Origin of the sequence: Bradyrhizobium sp. SZCCT0231 (genome assembly GCF_018130245.1) — a bacterium.
Lineage (GTDB): Bacteria > Pseudomonadota > Alphaproteobacteria > Rhizobiales > Xanthobacteraceae > Bradyrhizobium > Bradyrhizobium japonicum_F.
Window position 1 is genome coordinate 75,563 of sequence record NZ_JAFCKP010000002.1, and the last position, 17,066, is coordinate 92,628.

General features: G+C 64.2%; 18 protein-coding genes and 1 tRNA gene. 10 read left to right on the forward strand and 9 right to left on the reverse strand.

The features are described 5' to 3' along the window. Positions 1 to 31: 31 nt before the first annotated feature. Entirely contained in the window at positions 32 to 328 is a 297-nt protein-coding gene (locus tag JQ566_RS07780) for a transcriptional repressor (RefSeq protein ID WP_212371659.1), read from the reverse strand. Positions 329 to 741: 413 nt separating this feature from the next. On the opposite strand from JQ566_RS07780, the gene JQ566_RS34505 reads away from it, so the two are divergent. The 3 genes from JQ566_RS34505 (at position 742) to JQ566_RS07795 (ending at position 2,268) form a co-directional block, all read left to right on the forward strand. After that, positions 742 to 969, forward strand: coding sequence for a type II toxin-antitoxin system RelE/ParE family toxin (locus JQ566_RS34505; RefSeq protein WP_249139321.1), 228 nt, complete (start codon positions 742 to 744; stop codon positions 967 to 969). Positions 970 to 980: 11 nt separating this feature from the next. Beyond that, complete coding sequence (locus JQ566_RS07790) at positions 981 to 1,301, forward strand: helix-turn-helix domain-containing protein (RefSeq protein WP_212371660.1); 321 nt, start codon at positions 981 to 983, stop codon at positions 1,299 to 1,301. Between the two features lie 142 nt (positions 1,302 to 1,443). Further along, on the forward strand, positions 1,444 to 2,268 hold the full coding sequence (locus tag JQ566_RS07795) for a hypothetical protein (protein WP_212371661.1): 825 nt from the start codon (positions 1,444 to 1,446) through the stop codon (positions 2,266 to 2,268). A gap of 1,379 nt (positions 2,269 to 3,647) precedes the next feature. On the opposite strand, the gene JQ566_RS07800 is transcribed toward JQ566_RS07795, so the two are convergent. The 3 genes from JQ566_RS07800 to JQ566_RS07810 all read right to left on the reverse strand — a co-directional run bounded on the left by JQ566_RS07800 (position 3,648) and on the right by JQ566_RS07810 (position 5,582). Next, the gene (locus JQ566_RS07800) at positions 3,648 to 3,800 is read right to left on the reverse strand and encodes a hypothetical protein (RefSeq protein ID WP_212371662.1); all 153 of its coding nucleotides are present in this window, start codon (positions 3,798 to 3,800) and stop codon (positions 3,648 to 3,650) included. Positions 3,801 to 4,122: 322 nt separating this feature from the next. Continuing rightward, positions 4,123 to 4,198 (reverse strand) — tRNA-Ile (locus JQ566_RS07805). Positions 4,199 to 4,607: 409 nt separating this feature from the next. After that, a complete protein-coding gene (locus tag JQ566_RS07810) occupies positions 4,608 to 5,582 on the reverse strand; it encodes a Bug family tripartite tricarboxylate transporter substrate binding protein (protein ID WP_212371663.1) in 975 nt (324 codons plus the stop codon). 107 nt (positions 5,583 to 5,689) lie between these two features. On the opposite strand from JQ566_RS07810, the gene JQ566_RS07815 reads away from it, so the two are divergent. Continuing rightward, entirely contained in the window at positions 5,690 to 6,664 is a 975-nt protein-coding gene (locus tag JQ566_RS07815; protein WP_212371664.1) for a TAXI family TRAP transporter solute-binding subunit, read from the forward strand. Positions 6,665 to 6,734: 70 nt separating this feature from the next. Here JQ566_RS07815 and JQ566_RS07820 read toward each other — a convergent pair whose 3' ends face one another. The 3 genes from JQ566_RS07820 to JQ566_RS07830 all read right to left on the reverse strand — a co-directional run bounded on the left by JQ566_RS07820 (position 6,735) and on the right by JQ566_RS07830 (position 9,213). Continuing rightward, the gene (locus JQ566_RS07820) at positions 6,735 to 7,949 is read right to left on the reverse strand and encodes an ABC transporter substrate-binding protein (RefSeq protein WP_212371665.1); all 1,215 of its coding nucleotides are present in this window, start codon (positions 7,947 to 7,949) and stop codon (positions 6,735 to 6,737) included. 98 nt (positions 7,950 to 8,047) lie between these two features. After that, on the reverse strand, positions 8,048 to 8,941 hold the full coding sequence (locus JQ566_RS07825) for a helix-turn-helix transcriptional regulator (RefSeq protein ID WP_212371666.1): 894 nt from the start codon (positions 8,939 to 8,941) through the stop codon (positions 8,048 to 8,050). 62 nt (positions 8,942 to 9,003) lie between these two features. Continuing rightward, the gene (locus JQ566_RS07830) at positions 9,004 to 9,213 is read right to left on the reverse strand and encodes a hypothetical protein (RefSeq protein WP_212372150.1); all 210 of its coding nucleotides are present in this window, start codon (positions 9,211 to 9,213) and stop codon (positions 9,004 to 9,006) included. Between JQ566_RS07830 and JQ566_RS07835 the strand changes: the two genes are divergently transcribed. Genes JQ566_RS07835 through JQ566_RS07845 form a run of 3 tightly spaced genes read left to right on the forward strand, consistent with a single transcriptional unit; the run spans position 9,212 to position 13,163 of the window. Beyond that, a complete protein-coding gene (locus JQ566_RS07835; RefSeq protein ID WP_249139322.1) occupies positions 9,212 to 10,039 on the forward strand; it encodes an ABC transporter substrate-binding protein in 828 nt (275 codons plus the stop codon). The genes JQ566_RS07830 and JQ566_RS07835 overlap by 2 nt on opposite strands. A 54-nt stretch (positions 10,040 to 10,093) precedes the next feature. Further along, the gene (locus JQ566_RS07840) at positions 10,094 to 11,200 is read left to right on the forward strand and encodes a molybdopterin-binding protein (RefSeq protein ID WP_212371668.1); all 1,107 of its coding nucleotides are present in this window, start codon (positions 10,094 to 10,096) and stop codon (positions 11,198 to 11,200) included. A 13-nt stretch (positions 11,201 to 11,213) separates the two neighbouring features. After that, complete coding sequence (locus tag JQ566_RS07845) at positions 11,214 to 13,163, forward strand: molybdopterin biosynthesis protein (protein ID WP_212371669.1); 1,950 nt, start codon at positions 11,214 to 11,216, stop codon at positions 13,161 to 13,163. A 94-nt stretch (positions 13,164 to 13,257) separates the two neighbouring features. Here the strand turns inward: JQ566_RS07845 and mobA are convergent, their stop codons facing one another. Both mobA and JQ566_RS07855 read right to left on the reverse strand, forming a co-directional pair. Then, positions 13,258 to 13,914, reverse strand: a complete 657-nt coding sequence (mobA, locus tag JQ566_RS07850; RefSeq protein WP_212371671.1) for a molybdenum cofactor guanylyltransferase MobA — start codon at positions 13,912 to 13,914, stop codon at positions 13,258 to 13,260. Then, a complete protein-coding gene (locus JQ566_RS07855; RefSeq protein WP_212371673.1) occupies positions 13,895 to 14,785 on the reverse strand; it encodes a formate dehydrogenase accessory sulfurtransferase FdhD in 891 nt (296 codons plus the stop codon). Before JQ566_RS07855 ends, mobA begins: the two co-directional genes overlap by 20 nt. A 208-nt stretch (positions 14,786 to 14,993) precedes the next feature. On the opposite strand from JQ566_RS07855, the gene mobB reads away from it, so the two are divergent. Genes mobB through JQ566_RS07870 form a run of 3 tightly spaced genes read left to right on the forward strand, consistent with a single transcriptional unit; the run spans position 14,994 to position 17,066 of the window. Further along, entirely contained in the window at positions 14,994 to 15,521 is a 528-nt protein-coding gene (gene mobB / locus JQ566_RS07860; protein WP_212371675.1) for a molybdopterin-guanine dinucleotide biosynthesis protein B, read from the forward strand. A gap of 9 nt (positions 15,522 to 15,530) precedes the next feature. Next, on the forward strand, positions 15,531 to 16,787 hold the full coding sequence (locus JQ566_RS07865; RefSeq protein ID WP_212371676.1) for a molybdopterin molybdotransferase MoeA: 1,257 nt from the start codon (positions 15,531 to 15,533) through the stop codon (positions 16,785 to 16,787). A gap of 45 nt (positions 16,788 to 16,832) precedes the next feature. Then, positions 16,833 to 17,066, forward strand: a complete 234-nt coding sequence (locus tag JQ566_RS07870) for a sulfurtransferase TusA family protein (protein ID WP_212371677.1) — start codon at positions 16,833 to 16,835, stop codon at positions 17,064 to 17,066.

Sequence of the window (17,066 nt, forward strand, 5' to 3'; positions counted from 1 at the left end):
TTGCCGGGCCCTGCTTGCCATGGATGCAGCCCTAGCGACCGTCCGCTTTGCTGCCATTGGCGGGTAGCTGGTTGAGCGTGAAACAGGTCTCCCTGGATCCCATCGCGACGCAGCTGCTCATCAATCCGGATCGTTCGAATGCGCGCAAGCTCTTGCGGACTGTTGCCCGCGAGATCGGACGACGATTGTCCTGAACATGCTTCACGACGGACTTGATGGTGGCCGGTCGCCTCTCGCTTTCCAGCAGCAGGTCGATCAGAGAAACCCGTTGTCTGGTCGGGCGGATGCCGAAATCGATCAAGATATTGCGAAGTTCATCATCCGACACGAGATGGCCCCTTGGTGTAGTACAAGCTACATTATCAAGCCTTGGCATCAAGGGTCAAGCTGCGAGTCTTCCCGTGGGTTGCGTGAGGGGTTGACTGCGAAAGCATGGCGACGAGCGGGGCATTTCCGGTGCGGTGGCCAAGAGGCCGCGCAATGAAAGCCTGCTAGGCCGTTGGTGGTGGGCCCGGCAGGACTCGAACCTGCAACCGAAACCGGTGCGGCTGTCCCCTCGATGCTATTGCGAACCACCTGGATATTATATGGTACATGTCCATTATATAGGACAGGAATGTCAGGTGGTGGCCCCCACAAGATACCCGTCGTGTTTAACCGCACGCCGGGCGGGGCTGAGGTCGTGCGGGACTGGCTGCGGGGCTGGACGACGCCGACCGTCAAGCCGTAGGCCTCGACCTCATGCGCGTTCAATACCGCTGGCCGGTGGGCATGCCGCTGTGCCGTGCGCTGGGCGACGGCTTGTGGGAAGTGCGTACCTCGCTGCCCAGCGGCCGGATCGCCCGCGTCCTGTTCAGCGCGCAGCAAGGCCGCATCCTGGTCCTTCACGGGTTCATCAAGAAAACCCAGAAGACCCCGCCGGACGATCTGGCCCTTGCGCGCCGCAGAAACCGTGAGTTCGAGAAATGAAGGAGGCCGACATGGCCGGCAAGAAGACCGTGGCGAGGAAGAAGAAAGCCGTTCGCTCCACCGCCAAACTCACCACGCTCGATGATTTCCTTGGCGAAGAGGGCAAGCGCGACGAGTTCGAAGCCATCGCCGTCAAGGAGGTCCTCGCCTGGCAGATCGAGCAGGCGATGAAGGAGAAGAACATATCCCGCAACAATCTGGCTCAGCGCATGAAGACCTCGCGCAGCCAAATTGGACGCCTGCTCGACCCCAAGGACGGTAATGTCACGCTGACCACGCTTCAGCGCGCAGCGAGGATGGTCGGACGGTCGTTAAGGTTGGAGCTGGTTTGAGATGACCCGAGATCTCACTGAGTGGGATTAAGGGCCTCGCTGTCTACATCCGCGCTCGCTTCGCGGCGAAGTGGCGTCCGCGAAGATAGTGAAACGCTAGCTATGGTGCATGGTAGAGTTGGAGAAAACGTGGGGGAATATCTTGTTCAAGCGTTGGCTCAGACGTAAAAGGGCTTTGCTCGGTTTTGCCTTTAAGAAGCCTGTTGGCATCAAGGATGTAAGAGATCGGATAGCCTACCAAGCGCTATGGACAAGCCGCCTCTCCGCTTTTTTGAGCCTTCTTGCCGTTGTGTTAAGTGCTCTCGTTGCGTTTGTGGCGATCGGCAGTTTGCGGCTGAACTCGCAGACGGCCGAACAAGCGCGACGTTCCTCCGAAGCTCAGATACTCGCCAATAAGACTTTGGCCGACGCTGCAGCTCGCCAGGCAGAAGCTTCCATCTCAGCTGCAAAAACGTCTAGGGACAGTCTAGTTGCCAACCAACGCGCTTGGATCGGGCCTTCCGATGCAAGCATCCGCGATTTCAACATCGGAGGGCCACTCAAGGCCAGCGTTACGTTTACCAATACAGGTCGTGAGCCCGCGCCAACCAACACTAGCCTTACGCCCAAACTCTTCACGATTGAGGAATGGAACAACGGTCTCGCTGTTCAGGACATTGAGCGCTCTAAGTCGGAATGTCTGCAAAGCCCATTCAACAACCAAACCGCCCGAGTAACCTTTCCGACGACTGGCTTCACTACATTCCAACTAGGCTATGACGGCACCCAGCTTTCTCTTCGCGATGTACAAAAACTTTCCGTCACTGCAGATTTAGCTGGAGGAAAGCAAGTTGTGGTTTTCAAAGGATGCTTCGTGTATGTAACGATCGAAGAAGTTAGACGTACATCTTTCTGCTATTTCTATCAATTCAAGGTTTCCAGCCTCGACCATCTGAATTATTGTACGGTTGGGCAGGCGGCAAACTAGTTTACGGCGACATCGCTCTTAACTCACGCCACGTCGCGCAAAGCGAACGAGGTGAATTAAATGCAGCGTCATCGTGACCTCCTCGCAATTCTAATGGCTAGCCGTTTCGACCGGGCATCAGGCGTCTTATCTTCTTAGCGTTGGCGCCAATCGCAGCGCTCCTCGCACGGCTGCCGATAAGCCTCTTCGTGGTAACAACTCGGGGTGTCGCCCTTCTCCTGTTCGCGAAGAAGGTAGCGCTCCCGCGCATGTGGGCTGCAACTATTATCACCCTAAGGCCACGATAGCGGCGCAAGAAGTTCAGCCCCCATCGGACACCAGCGACATCTCCGTTACGGTGACAGTGCTGGCAATTCTCGCCTTCCGTTCCGATCAAAGCAACGAGCGGTAAGTTAGTGCACCGTCACCGTATGCCGAAGTATCTTCTAATTCCCGGTCGAATAACCCTGAAAGGCCGCCTCAGCTGCCGGCCTCTTTCAACGCTGCCCAGGGCGCTTCCGGGGTAAATCCAAGTAGTAGCGCCCTGCGATGAGCGCGTTCTTTACGCCTCCGTGACTGTCGCGGTTTTTGAGTTCACGTGGAACGTTCGCTACGTCGGCCAATTTCCGCCAGATGTCTCGAAACTTGAAGCTAATCCATGGTTTTGCGCTTGCCTCATAGATGATTACGGGCCCTGATTTCGGGAGCGCTCCCCGAAGTTCACTCCAATAGAAGTCGACAACATGACCTAATTCTTCCCGCACCATCGGTGCCTGTTTCAGGTCAATGCGCCCATTACATGTCGCCCCCTTGTGGGTAAGAATCCAATTCGCGTCTATTTGCTCCCACCTGAGTCCGCCAACCCAAACCCTGTCTCCATCCTCAAAGCCAATTGGTTCCCGTGCTTCCGAGCGCGGCAGCCACTCGCCGATAACCTCTCGCTGAGGAAGCATGAGTTCATACTGGAGCGCTTGCGCTAATGCGATGGAAAAATACCCGACTTCCCTGGCCTTCGCTCGGACCGCGTTGGCGTGTTCTTCTGTCAACTGCGTAGCGCGTGGCCGAACACTGCGAGTGCTTATATTGTCCAGTGCGATAAGGACGCGGTAACATTCCTCGTCTTCGGCACTAAGAAATCCATGCCTCACGATCGCTCTAAGCTGGCCAATGAAAGCGTTGCCTACTGCGAACTTTCGGCCATCCGTCCACCGCCTATACCACATTCCGAGCGTTTGACCGTTGATCGACGATAAGGCCCGATTTCCGAAGTCTTTCTCAAGGCGTGACAGATAACGCTCTCGGTCGATTCGGACTTTGAAACTCAGCTTGTGGTGATTGGAATTCTCGTCGTGTTTGTATGCTCTGATCAAGTCAGCGACGGTGCGAGACATGGCACTAGCTCAGTAGAACATGGTCAATGCAAGCCAAGAGGCAAGAACTGGATAAAGTAGGAAGATCATCAAGACCGCGATGAGTGCGCCGACAATTCCTGCCAAGCCCTCACCTCGTATGCGGGTACCTAAAGTTCGAACTTCAAAACGTTGATCTTTCACGACGTGGTTCTCCATTGAAAAACTCGAGAACCACCTGCGAGCGTTGGCTCCTAATGGATGCTTGCTCTGTCAAATTTTGACAAGGCCATCTGCGACATTTCTCCAAGATGTTGGGTTTTCAATGACTTACGTCCGCACGCATCAGCCTGTCGCTCACGGAAAAAGAGTGCGGGTCAGTAATTGCGGGGAGCCATTGCCGCTAAGTCGCTGCCAATCTTCAGGAAGTTCTGAGCGATCCCGCGAATCGCTCGCTGAAGTCCCAAGAGTTCGGGCCTGACGGGAACGAAGCGGCACCGGATGCTCCGGGAGATATAGCCTCTCTTGGTGGGCCCGGCAGGACTCGAACCTGCAACCAGACCGTTATGAGCGGCCGGCTCTAACCATTGAGCTACAGGCCCCGCCGCGAGGCGGCCGCGGCTAGGCGGCCGGCAACGGTGCGCGGTTCGTTTACAGGGCCTGAGGCGGGGGTGCAATCCTCAAGCGTTTTCAAGGCGAAGGGGTCCTGGGTTCGCGTCAGGAACGCGTCAGACAATACGGCCCGATCGAGGCGGAACGCCGGGCTGCGTGGAAAGCGCCGCACGTCGGAGGATCGCCGAATTCGGAATAATCGCATTCTGCCACTGTTTTGCCCGACGAGTCAAACGGCCGTCGCGGTCATCCGGCCGGCGCCGATTTTGCAGCTTCCTTAAGCCCCTGCGATTGCTCACGTCTTCTACTGTGCATGGGGTTGTTTTCGCAACTTTGTTGTGAGAGGGCCTGTTGGCCCCCTCAAATGTCGTGCGGCGAGCTCGGCGGCGGGGCCGCCGCCTAGTCCACCGACACCCCGGCGAACTCGACCACCTTGCGCCACTTCTCGGTTTCGCCCGCGACCAGCTTGCCGAAGTCGGCGGGGGTCATCGGCCTGGGGATGCCGCCGGTCTCGGCGAGGCGCGCCACCAGCTTCGGGTCCTTCAGCGCTTCGCCGACGGCCTTGTTGAGGATCTCGATCACCTCGGGCGGGGTGCCCTTCGGCGCGGAGATGCCGTAGAAGCCGACCGATTCGAAGCCCGGCACGGTCTCGGCGATCGCCGGCACGTCGGGCACGCTCGGCCAGCGCTGCGGCGAGGTCACCCCTAACGCGCGGACGTTGCCGCCTTTCACCTGCTCCATCGCCGAGGGCAGATTGTCGAAGATCAGCTGCACCTTGTTGGAGATGATGTCGGGGAAGGCGACGGCCGAGCCGCGATAGGGCACGTGCACCATGTCGCACTTCGTCATCACCTTGAACAGCTCGGCCGACATGTGCACCGAGGTGCCGTTGCCGGAGGAGGCAAAGGAGATCTTGCCCGGGTTGGCCTTGCAATAGTCGATGAACTCCTGAACCGTCTTCGGCGGAAACGCGTTGGAGACGACCAGCATGTTGGTGAGCTGCATGATGCTGGCCACCGGCACGGTGTCGCGCAGGAAGTCGAACGGCAGCTTCTTGTAGAGCGAGGCCGAGATCGCGTTGTTGGGCGCGACGAACAGCAGCGTGTAGCCGTCCGGCGGCGAACTGATCGCGGCGGCGGCGGCGATGTTGCCGCCGGAGCCGGTGCGGTTCTCGACGATGACCTGCTGGCCAAGCCGGTCCGACAGCCACTGCGCCATGATCCGCGCCACGATGTCGACCGGACCGCCGGCGGAAAAGCCGATCAGCCAGTGCACGGGACGGTCGGGGTAGCCGGCTGAGGCGGGAGGGGTGGCGCTGAAAAGACCTAACAGGACTGCGAGCCCGAAAACACCGTGACGCAAAATTCGCAACATGACACCTCCCATTGTTCTATTGTCGTTGGCTGCATGCTTTCACAAAAACGGGTCGCTGCCTACATCGTCTCTGAGTCGGTGTTGACGCAGGCTCGTTAGGGACGACCATGAGATTCGCGATGATCCTCATCAGTGCGGCGCTGCTCGCAAGCCCCGCCGCCGCCCAAACCGGAGGCACGGCCATTCCGACCGCGACGATCAGCTCAACGATCAGTTTGGGCACCGCAACCCCCGGCGGCGGCTTTCCGCTCTATGGCAACGCCTTCGCCGAGGTGATGAACGCGGCCGATCCGGAAATTTCCATCGTCCCGCGCAACACCAAGGGCAGCAACGAGAACATCCCGCTGCTGGGGAAGGGCGAGCTCGATCTCGCGCTGGTGGCGGGCGAGCCGGCCTATGAAGCCTTTGCCGGCATCGGCCGTGCGCCGGTGCGCTTGAAGATTCTTACGGCGATCTATTCCAACCCCGGCATGTTCGTGGTGCGCGCCGACAGTCCCTACAAGACGATCCGCGATCTCGTCGGTCAGCCCGTCGCGTTCGGCGCCAAAGGCTCGGGCCTGCCGATCCTGGCGCGCTATGTGCTGGACGGACTCGGCCTCAAGCAGGACGAGGACTTCAAGGCCGTCTATCTCGACCGCGCCGGCGACGGCCCGGCGATGGTCGAGGACGGCCGCGTCGCCGCGCTGTGGGGCGCCGGCATCGGCTGGCCCGGCTTTGCCGCGGTGGCCTCCAGCGCATCAGGCGCGCGCTTCATCGCGCCAGCTGCGGACGAGATCACGCGCATCCGCGCCAGGCATGCGTTCCTGAAGCCGCTCACCGTGCCGGCCGGCAGCTACCCGAAGCAGACCGAGCCGATCGCTTCGCTCGGCTCCTGGAGCTTCGTCCTCACCCGCGAGGATTTGTCCGACGATGTCGCCTATCGGCTCGCAAAGACGCTGCACGGCGTCGAGGCGACGTTCTGCAAGAGGCTCGCGCAGGCCTGCGAGACCAATGCCGCGAACACGGTCGCGGCCGCACCGAAGGTGGAGCTGATCCATCCGGGTGTGATGAAGTATTTTCGCGAGGTCGGGGTGGTGAAATAGCGAGTGGCGAGTTGCGAATGGCGAATGGAGGCATCCTCATTCGCTACTCCCTATTCGCCACTCGCCAGCGTCACTTCTTCACCATCGCACAGGCCGGGTCGGGCGGCCCGAACGCCTTGTCGCCGGAGATGGTCGTGAGGATCTTGTAATAGTCCCACGGATATTTGCTCTCCTCCGGCGTCTTCACCTGCACCAGCCAGAGGTCGTGCACCATCAGATTGTCCTCGCGAAGCTTGCCGTTGCGGGCGAAGAAATCCTCGATCGGCTTCTCCCGCATCTTGGCGGCCACTTTCAGCGGATCGTCGGTGCCGGTCTCCTTGATGGCGTTGAGATAGTGCATCACGCTGGAGTAGACGCCGGCCTGCCACATCGACGGCATCTTGTTCATCTTGGCGAAATAGCGCTTCGACCATTCGCGGGTCTTGTCGTCCATGTCCCAGTAGAACGACGTGGTCAGGAGCAGGCCTTGCGCGGCCTGCAGGCCGAGCCCGTGGATGTCGGTGATCAGCGCCAGCAGCGCCGCCATCTGCTGGCCGCCCTTGAACACGCCGAACTCGGCGCCGGTCTTGATCTCGTTCATGTTGTTGGGGGGACCGGCGGCAATGCCGATGATCTTGGCCTTGGAAGCTTGCGCCTGCAGCACGAAGGAGGAGAGGTCGGGCGTTGCCAGCGGCGGCCGCACCGAGCCCAGCACCTTGCCGCCATTGGCGGTGACGACGCTGGAGGCGTCGCGCTCCAGCGAATGGCCGAAGGCGTAGTCGTCGGTGACGAAGAACCAGCTGTCGCCGCCGCGCTTGACCACGGCATCCGCGGTGCCGACCGCGAGCGCGCGGGTGTCGAACACCCATTGGATCGCGTAAGGCGAGCAGAACTTGCCGTGGAAATCCGCGGTGCCGGTGGAGTGGGTGATGAACAGCCGCTTCTTCTCGCTCGCGATGTTCTGCACCGCGAGCCCGACCGCCGAGACCGGCACGTCGACGATCAAATCGACCTGATCGACGTCGAACCAGCGCCGCGCGATGGCGCCGCCGACATCGGCCTTGAGCTGGTGGTCGCCGATCACGACGCTGATCGGCTTGCCGAGCACGGTGCCGCCGAAATCGTCGATCGCCATCTGCGCTGCGGTCACCGAGCCCTGGCCGGTCGGCGCCGAGGCCGGGCCGTTCATGTCGGTGAGCACGCCGATCTTGACGACGTTGTCGGAAACCTGCGCCATTGCCGTGCCCGGCAGCAGCGCTGCTGCGAGTGCGGCCGCGACCGGCAGTCCAAATCTGGTTGGATTCACGCTTGTCCTCCCTGAGCCGGCTCGTTGGCCGGTGTTGCATCCGGGTATGCCCGGCTGAATTGGTTTCTTTTGCAACTATTCGGGGGCAGGCGTCAACGTCAGGCAGCGAAGCGGATCAGTCCTGCGGGCGAAGGATCGTAGCCGGTCAGCTCCTCGGCACGCTGGCGCAGCCGCCGTTCGTTCAGGAAGCGGAGCAAGGTCTGCATGGCGGGACGGAAATAGCTGCGCTGCCGCATCGCAAGGTCGAAGTTCTCCCAGACCAGCGGCACGAAATCGAGACCGGCGGAGCGCGCCGCGCCGCGCGTCGCGATGCCGCAATCGGCCTGGCCGGCGCGGACCAGTTCGGCAAGATCCGGGCCGGTCAGCGCCGGCGTCTCGATGCGGCGCAAATCCCGCGTCGAGGCGCCGGCGCGCTTCAGCAGCACGTCGAGCAGCATCTGCGCGCCCGTGCCCTGTTGCCGCGTCGCCATCCGGGCGCCGGTTGCGAGCACGTCGGTCAGGCCGTGCAGGCGCTTGGGATTGCCGTGTGGCAACACGAGACCCGCTTCGCGGCGCACGAACGCGACCAGCACCGCATCATGCAGGTCGGGAGCTCCCCGCAGGGCTTCGACACTGGCATCGCTGGCGAGATTGTCCGAGGCGTCCAGGGCGTGGAAGTGCACGGCCGCGGCCATCACCTCATTGCGCTGCAAGCGCTCGAGCCCGCGCGCGCTGCCCTCGCTCATCGATCCGAGCCCAGAGCCGGATTCGCGCAGGCTCCAATCCAACAGCTCGTCCTGGCTGCCGCCGAAGACCGGCGGCGGCTCCGCGATCAACATGCCGGCCGGACGCGCGAGGCCCGACAGGACCCAGAGGTCGAGCTCATGCCGTGGGAAGAGCCATTTCCCCGTCACCTTGCTGCAGGGGATCGCACCGGTGGTGACGAGTTCGTAAAGCTTGCGTTCGCCGAGCCGAAGGTAATCGGCGGCTTCGCTGGTCGTCAGGAATTCCATCCTGCATTCCTATGCAAATTCTTGCTTCTTTTTGACGTCCGACGCAGGTGGAATTCTGCATTTCAGATTTTTGTCCGCGGGAACCATGCCCGATCATCTCGCTGCTTTGCAACACATCCGCACGCGCGATTTCTGCTTTGGTGAATCGATCGCTCGCGCGGCGCGGCGGCGTTGCCGAAATTTCCCGGCTGGGCCGCGTGAAAACGCGTCACGAGCGCGGCGCAATCGATCATCATCATGATCGCGTCATTGCCAAGGGGAACCCCGATCATGGGCCGCCTGTCCGTTGCATTTGCGCTTCTCTGCGGCCTTGCCGCGGGCGTCGCGGCGTCGTCCGCGGAGGACCGCGGCATAGTCCTCGCTACGACGACGGCGACGCAGGAATCCGGCCTGCTCGACTATTTGGTGCCGCTCTTCCGCGACAAGACCGGCATCGACGTCACCGTGATCGCGCGGCGCGCCGACGAAGTGCTCGACGGGGCGCGACGGGGCGAGGTCGACGTCGTGCTGATGCACGCACGGCCTCAGGAGGAGAAATTCGTTGCCGACGGCTTCGCCGTGAAGCGCTACGACGTGATGTACAACGACTATGTGCTGATCGGGCCGAAGAGCGATCCCGCGGGCGTGAAGGGCAAGGACATTGCGACGGCGCTGAAGGCGATCGAGGCCAAGGGCGCGCCGTTCGTGACGCGTGGCGATCGGTCGGGCACTCACGCCGCGGAGCTCGCGCTTTGGATCGTCGCCGGCATCGACATCGCCGGCGCCAAGGGCCCCTGGTATCGCGAGGCCGGGACGGGCATGGCCTCGGTGCTCGCGGCCGCGCGCGCCGCGAATGCCTATGTGCTGTCGGATCGCGGCAGCTGGATCGCCTTTGGAGATCGCGGCGATCTCGACATCGTCGTCGAGGGCGACCGGCGGCTGCTCAACCAGTATGGCGTGATGCTGGTGAACCCTGCGAAGTTCCCGAACGTGAAGAAGGACCTCGCGCAGACCTTCATCGACTGGCTGACGTCCCCGGAGGGACAGACGGCGATCGCCGGCTACAAGGTCGACGGGCAGCAGCTGTTCTTCCCCAATTCGGACAGGTCGGGCGGCTGAGGCCGGCATCGCCGGCGGTTGCCAAACCTGACGATGCATGGTCCATCATGGCGCATGACCCAGCGCCTGCCGTCCTCGCTCACGCCGCTCGACACCGCGCTCGCCGCTGTGCTGCGAGGCGTCGATCCCGTCGCGCCGGTGGAGGTGCCGCCGGCGGAAGCGATCGGCGGCATCGCGGCGGGCACTCCGCTGCTTGCCGCCTATCCTTCGCGCGACATCGCGGCCGCAGACGGTTGGGCGCTATCCGCCAATGATCTCGTCGGCGCGTCCGCTTACTCGCCGCTGCCTTTGACAGAAGCACCGTCGTGGGTCGAGGCCGGTGACGCGATGCCGGCAGGATGCGACTGTGTGCTCGATGCCGACGCGGTGGAGGTGTCGGGGCCGCTTGCCCAGGTGCTGGCGGAGGGCGTGCCCGGACGGGGCGTCCGGCGCGCCGGCAGCGACATCGTGGAACGCACGCCTGCCGGCGCCGAGGGCTATCCGGTCGGTGCGACGAACCTGCTGCTCGCGCGCGTTGCGGGCCTGGAGAAAATCGGCGTGCGGCGGCCCCGGCTGCGCATCGTCAACGTGCCGGGCGCAACGGCAACGATGCATCTGATCGCCGGGATCGCGCGCGCAGCGGGATTGGACGTGGAAACGCGTCAGGCTCGTGCACGCGATGAAGCATCGATTGCCGATGTGCTTGATGCGTCCTCCAGCGATCTTCTGCTGTCCATCGGCGGCAGCGGCGTCGGACGCCAGGACGCCGCCATCACGGCTCTGGCGCAGCGCGGCGAGGTGATGGCGCACGGCCTTGCGCTCCAGCCCGGGCGCACCGCCGCCGTCGGACGGCTGGGACAAGTTCCCGTCGTCGCCTTGCCCGGCTCGCCCGATCATGCGCTTGCGGTGTGGCTCGCGCTGGTGCTGCCGCTCGTCGACCGCCTCTCGGCGCGTCGGCCGCGCCCAAAAGTGTCCCTGCCGCTCGCGCGAAAAATCGCATCCAGTGTCGGCATCGCCGAGATCGCTCTGCTGGCCGAGGAACCTCGTGCCTGGATGCCGCTTGCCGTGGGCGAATGGCCGCTTCAGGCAATCGCCCGTGCGGACGCATGGCTGCTCGTTCCCGCCAGTGACGAGGGATTTGCGGCGGGTACGCCGGTCGATGCGCATCCGATGCGGGAGTGATATGGGTCCCGGTATGACGATGATCCCGAAATCACCAGACCCCAGCGCGATCGAGCAGGAGCAGTTCCTCAAGATCCTCTCGCGCGAGGAGGCCTTGGCGCGCTTCGAGGCGGCCTTGTTCCCGCGCGCGCTTCGGAGCGAATCGTGCAAGCTCGCTGCTGCGCTCGGCACGGCACTCGCCGAAGACGTCACCGCGCCGATCGACGTGCCGCCGTTCGACCGCTCCAATGTCGACGGATTTGCCGTGCGCTCCGCCGACCTTGCGACGGCCGGCGAGGGCGCGCCGGTGCGCCTTGCGCTGAATGGAGAGACCATTCATTGCGGCACCGTGCCGTCGCTACAGGTGGCGGCCGGGACCGCGACGCCGATTGCCACCGGCGGTCCGCTGCCGCGCGGCGCCGATGCCGTGGTCATGGTCGAGCACACCCAGCCGGCCGGCCTGGATGCGATCGATGTCCGTCGCGCCGTCTCGCCCGGGCAATTCGTCTCCTACGCCGGGTCCGACATCGCGCGCGGCGAGGCGCTGCTGCGCGCCGGCACCATCATCGGCTCGCGCGAGATCGGCATGCTGGCGGCTTGCGGTATTGCCGAGGTGAGTGTCGCGCGCAGGCCGCGGGTTGCCGTGATCTCCACCGGCGACGAGCTGGTCCAGCCCGGCGAGGCGCTCGCCCCCGCGGAAATCTACGACACCAACGGTGCCATCGTCGCGGCCGCGATCGACGAGAACGGCGGCGAGGCCATCTTCCTCGGCGCCATTCCCGACGATGAAGCCAGGCTCGAGGCGGCCATGCGGCGCGCGCTTGAAGACGCCGACATGCTGGTGCTGTCGGGCGGCACGTCGAAAGGCGCGGGCGATCTCTCCCATCGCATCATCGGCCGGCTCGGCGCGCCCGGCATCATTGCGCATGGCGTTGCGCTCAAGCCCGGCAAGCCGCTGTGCCTTGCGGTGTGCGACGGCAAGCCTGTCGTGATCCTGCCGGGCTTTCCAACCTCGGCGATGTTCACCTTCCACGACATGATCGTGCCGGTGCTGCGCAGGATGGCCGGACTGCCGCCGCGCTCCGATGCAAAGGTCAATGCGACCGTGCCGGTGCGCATCGCCTCCGAGCTCGGCCGCACCGAATTCGTCATGGTCTCGCTGGTCCAGGGCAGGGATGGCCTGATCGCCTATCCCTCCGGCAAGGGGTCTGGCGCGATCACGTCGTTTGCGCAGGCCGACGGCTTTCTGCGCATCGATGCGCTGGCGGACCAGATGGCGGCCGGGACTGAAGCCGAGGTGACGCTGTTCACGCCGCATGTGCGCGTGCCCGATCTCGTCATCGTCGGCAGCCATTGCACCGGCCTCGACCTCGTGACCGCACCGCTCGCGCATGCCGGCCTGACCGTGCGCTCGATTGCGGTCGGCAGCCTCGGCGGCCTCGCGGCGGCCAAGCGCGGCGAGTGCGATCTCGCGCCGATCCACCTGTTCGATGACAAGAGCGAGACCTACAACACGCCTTACCTCGTCGAGGGGCTCGAGCTCGTCCCCGGCTGGCGGCGGATGCAGGGCATTGTCTTCCGCAAGGGCGACACGCGCTTCGAGGGCCTGAACGCGAAAGATGCGGTCGCTGTCGCGCTCGCTGACGCCACCTGCATCATGGTCAACCGCAACCAGGGTGCCGGCACGCGCATCCTGATCGATCGGCTGCTCGGCGGCGCCCGGCCGGAAGGCTATTGGAACCAGCCGCGTTCGCACAATGCGGTGGCGGCGGCCGTGGCGCAGCACCGCGCCGACTGGGGCATGACCATTGCGCCGGTCGCCCATGCGGTCGGCCTCGGTTTCATTCCGCTGGCGGAAGAGCATTACGACTTCGCGCTGGTGACGGCGCGCAAAGACCGGCCGGCAGTGCAGGCCTTTCTCGATGCGCTCGGCTCGGACGAGGCGCGCGCGGCACTCGAGCGAGCGGGTTTCCGGCCTGCGTAGCGACCCTGCAGGATACCTCGCGCGTCCTACGTCTGGCTGACGTCGCGATTATCTGGGTGCAGCTCCTCAACGAGTTCCCGAAATCGTAAGTTCGCTACGACGCATCATCCAGCGCGGCCAGCCGTTCCGCCTCGGCGATGTCCTCGACCGTGTTGGCATTGAAGAACGGGTCGAGCGGCTCGTTCGGCCATGTCACCGTTGCGAGCGGATAGCGCGCGGTCCAGCGGTCGATCTTGCGGAGGTCTTCGACCACCAGCGCCTGGCGCAGCTCGTCGCGCAAGGCGACGTGCCACAGCCCGATCACCGGATGCGACTGCTCACCTGATGCGGCGACCGCGAGCTGCGCGTTCTCACGCGCGCGCGCGTCATGCAGCCGTGCGACGAGATCGCGCGGCAGGAACGGGCAGTCGCCGGCGGCGCTGAGCACCCATTCGATCTCCGGCCGGTTCGCCGCGGTCCAGTCGAGCGCCGCGAGGATGCCGGCGAGCGGGCCGGGAAAGCCGGGCACGTCGTCGGCGACGACTTGCAAGCCGAACGCGGCGAAGCGGGCGGGATCGCCGTTGGCGTTGAGTATCAGCCCGCTGCACTGGGGCGAAAGGCGCGCGATCACGCGCTCCAGAATGGTGCGGCCGCCGATGGTGCGCATCGGCTTGTCGCCGCCGCCCATGCGCCGCGCCAGGCCGCCGGCGAGCAGCACGCCAAGAGTCGGCGGAATGCCTGTCGGCGGAATTTCAGTCGTCACCACCTTCACCCTTGCGCTTGTGCTTGGCCGACTCCTCCTCGACGTAAGCGAGGTTTTGGTCGTAGACGATGCGCTCCTCGCCCGCGAGCGCGATGAAGCGCTTGCCGCGGGTCCGTCCCACCAGCGTCAGTCCGACCTGCCTTGCGAGGTCGACGCCCCAGGCGGTGAAGCCGGAGCGCGACACCAGGATCGGAATGCCCATGCGCACGGTCTTGATCACCATCTCCGAGGTGAGGCGTCCGGTGGTATAGAGGATCTTGTCGGAGGGATCGACGCCGTGGCGGTACATCCAGCCTGCGATCTTGTCGACGGCGTTATGGCGGCCGACGTCCTCGGTGTAGCAGAGCGGGGTGCCCTCCTTGCACAGCACGCAGCCATGGATCGCGCCGGCCTCGAGGTACAGCGAGGGCATGGTGTTGATGGTCTGCGTCATCTGGTAGAGCCAGGAGGTACGCAGCTCCGCCTTCGGCAGCGCGACGCTCTCGACCGCCTCCAGCAGATCGCCGAAGGCGGTGCCCTGCGCGCAGCCCGAGGTCTGCGTGCGCTTCTTCAGCTTGGCCTCGAAATTGGTGTGGTGTGAGGTGCGCACGACGACCACCTGGAGGTCGTCGTCGTATTCGACCTCGGTGACCACGTCACCATATTTCAGCATGTTCTGGTTCAGCAGGTAGCCGAGCGCCAGATATTCGGGGTAGTCGCCGATCGTCATCATGGTGACGATCTCCTGGGCGTTCAGGTAGAGCGTCAGTGGCCGCTCCATCGGGACCTTGATCTCGACCCTGGCGCCGGTCTGGTCGGTACCGGCCACGCTCTGGGTCAGGCGCGGGTCGTCCGGATTGGGGACGATCAGGGGCACCGGGGCTTTGTCGATCTTCATCATGGCGGCGAGGTTAGCATGACATTCGGGTCAAGCCGATATAAGCATGGCAGGGAATGGGCAAAATGCCTCCGCTCGTCATTGCGAGCGGAGCGAAGCAATCCAGAATCTTTCCGCGGCGGCAGTCTGGATTGCTTCGCTCCGCTCGCAATGACGGGGATAGGCCGGCGGGTTCCATCGGCTGACGAGCCATTGGCGGAGATCGAAGGGCATGAAAGTCATCGGCCTTGCAGGCTGGAGCGGTGCGGGCAAGACCACGCTGTTGACGCGGCTGATCCCGCATTTCAACGCGCAAGGCCTGCGCGTCTCCGTCATCAAGCATGCGCATCACCGGTTCGACGTCGACGTGCCCGGCAAGGATTCCTGGCGCCATCGCGAGGCCGGCGCGGCGGAGGTGCTGGTTGCTTCGTCAAACCGCTGGGCGCTGATGCATGAGTTGCGCGGGGCGGCCGAGCCGCGCCTGCCGGAGCTGCTCGGGAAGCTCTCTGCGGTCGATCTCGTCGTGGTCGAGGGCTTCAAGCGCGAGCCGCATCGCAAGATCGAGGTGCATCGTGCCGCCAACGGCAAGCCGCTGCTGTTTCCGGACGACCCGGGAATTGCCGGGATTGCGAGCGACGTCGCGGTTGAAACCCGGCTGCCGACCGTCCATCTCGATGATATCCCCGCCGTAGCCGCGTTGCTGCTCCGGGCGGCGATGCCGATCGAGGAAGCGGTGGCAAGAAGCACCGCCATACGCTGACGAGGCACCATGGCGCAACTGTCGGACGATTGCTTTGCCTTCGGCGGACCGATGATGTCGGTCGACGAAGCCGTTGGCCTCATCACGACGCGCGTCAACGCGATCGCCGATATCGAGACTGTGGCGCTGGTCGAGGCCGACGGCCGCGTACTCGCGCGCGATGTGGCCGCTCCTTTGCCGCTGCCGCCGTTCACCAACTCCGCGGTCGATGGTTACGCCGTGCGCAACGCCGACCTTCCGGCAAGCGCAGAGCAGGCGTTCCCGCTCGACGGTCGCATCCAGGCCGGCGGCCTTGCGCAAGCGCCGATCAAGCCCGGTCACACCGCGCGCATCTTCACCGGCGCGCCGATGCCGCCGGATGCGGAGACCGTCTTCATGCAGGAGGACGTCCGCATCGATGCTTCAGGCAGGATCGTATTGCCGCCGGGGCTGAAGCCCGGCGCCAATGTCCGTCCCGCAGGCGAGGACATTCCGCAAGGTCAGGTCGCGCTCCGCGGCGGCCAGCGCTTGCGGCCGCAGCATGTCGCCCTTGCCGCCGCGTTCGGCCTGACAAGGCTCGACGTCGTCAGGCGCATCCGTGTCGCCGTGTTCTCGACCGGTGACGAGCTGGCCTCGCCCGGCGAGCCGCGCGCCGCCTCGCAGCTGTTCGATTCCAACCGCTTCATGCTGATGGCGATGCTGCGGCGGCTCGGCTGCGAGGTCAGCGATCTCGGCATTCTGCGCGACGAGCGAACGTCGCTTGCGAGCGGCCTGAAGCAGGTTGCGGGTCACCATGACCTGATCCTCACCACCGGCGGCGTCTCGACCGGAGAGGAGGATCACGTCAAGACGGCGGTCGAGAGCATCGGCTCGCTGGTGCTGTGGCGGATGGCGATCAAGCCCGGTCGTCCGGTGGCGATGGGCATCATCGACGGCACGCCGCTGATCGGATTGCCCGGCAATCCCGTCGCGAGTTTTGTCACCTTCGTCCATGTGGTGCGACCGACTGTGCTGGCGCTGGCGGGGAGCCTGCCGGAGCCGCTGACGCCCATCCCGCTGCGGGCGGCGTTCACTTACAAGAAGAAGGCAGGCCGGCGCGAATATGTGCGCGCCTCGCTGCGGCGCGCGCAGGACGGCGGGCTCGAGGCGATCAAGTTCCCGCGAGAAGGGGCCGGGCTGCTGTCCTCCCTGGTCGAGACCGACGGCCTCGTCGAACTCGGCGAGGACATCACGAATGTCGAGCCGGGGCAGGACGTGGGCTTCCTGTCCTACGCCGATCTGCTCTAGAGGCCTTCCGTTGACGCCATCGCTTCGTCCCGCCATGTTGCGGCCATGACCAGAACGACGCTCGACCTCACCGGACTGAAATGCCCGCTGCCCGCCCTGAAGACGCGCAAGGCGCTCAAGCCTTTGCAGCCGGGCGATCAGCTCGAGGTTCACTGCACCGATCCCTTGTCGGTGATTGACATTCCGAACCTGATTCGCGAGACCGGCGACAAGGTCGAGATCACCGAGCGCAACGAGGCGCGCATCGTGTTCCTGGTCGAAAAGAGCGTCGCCCCGTAG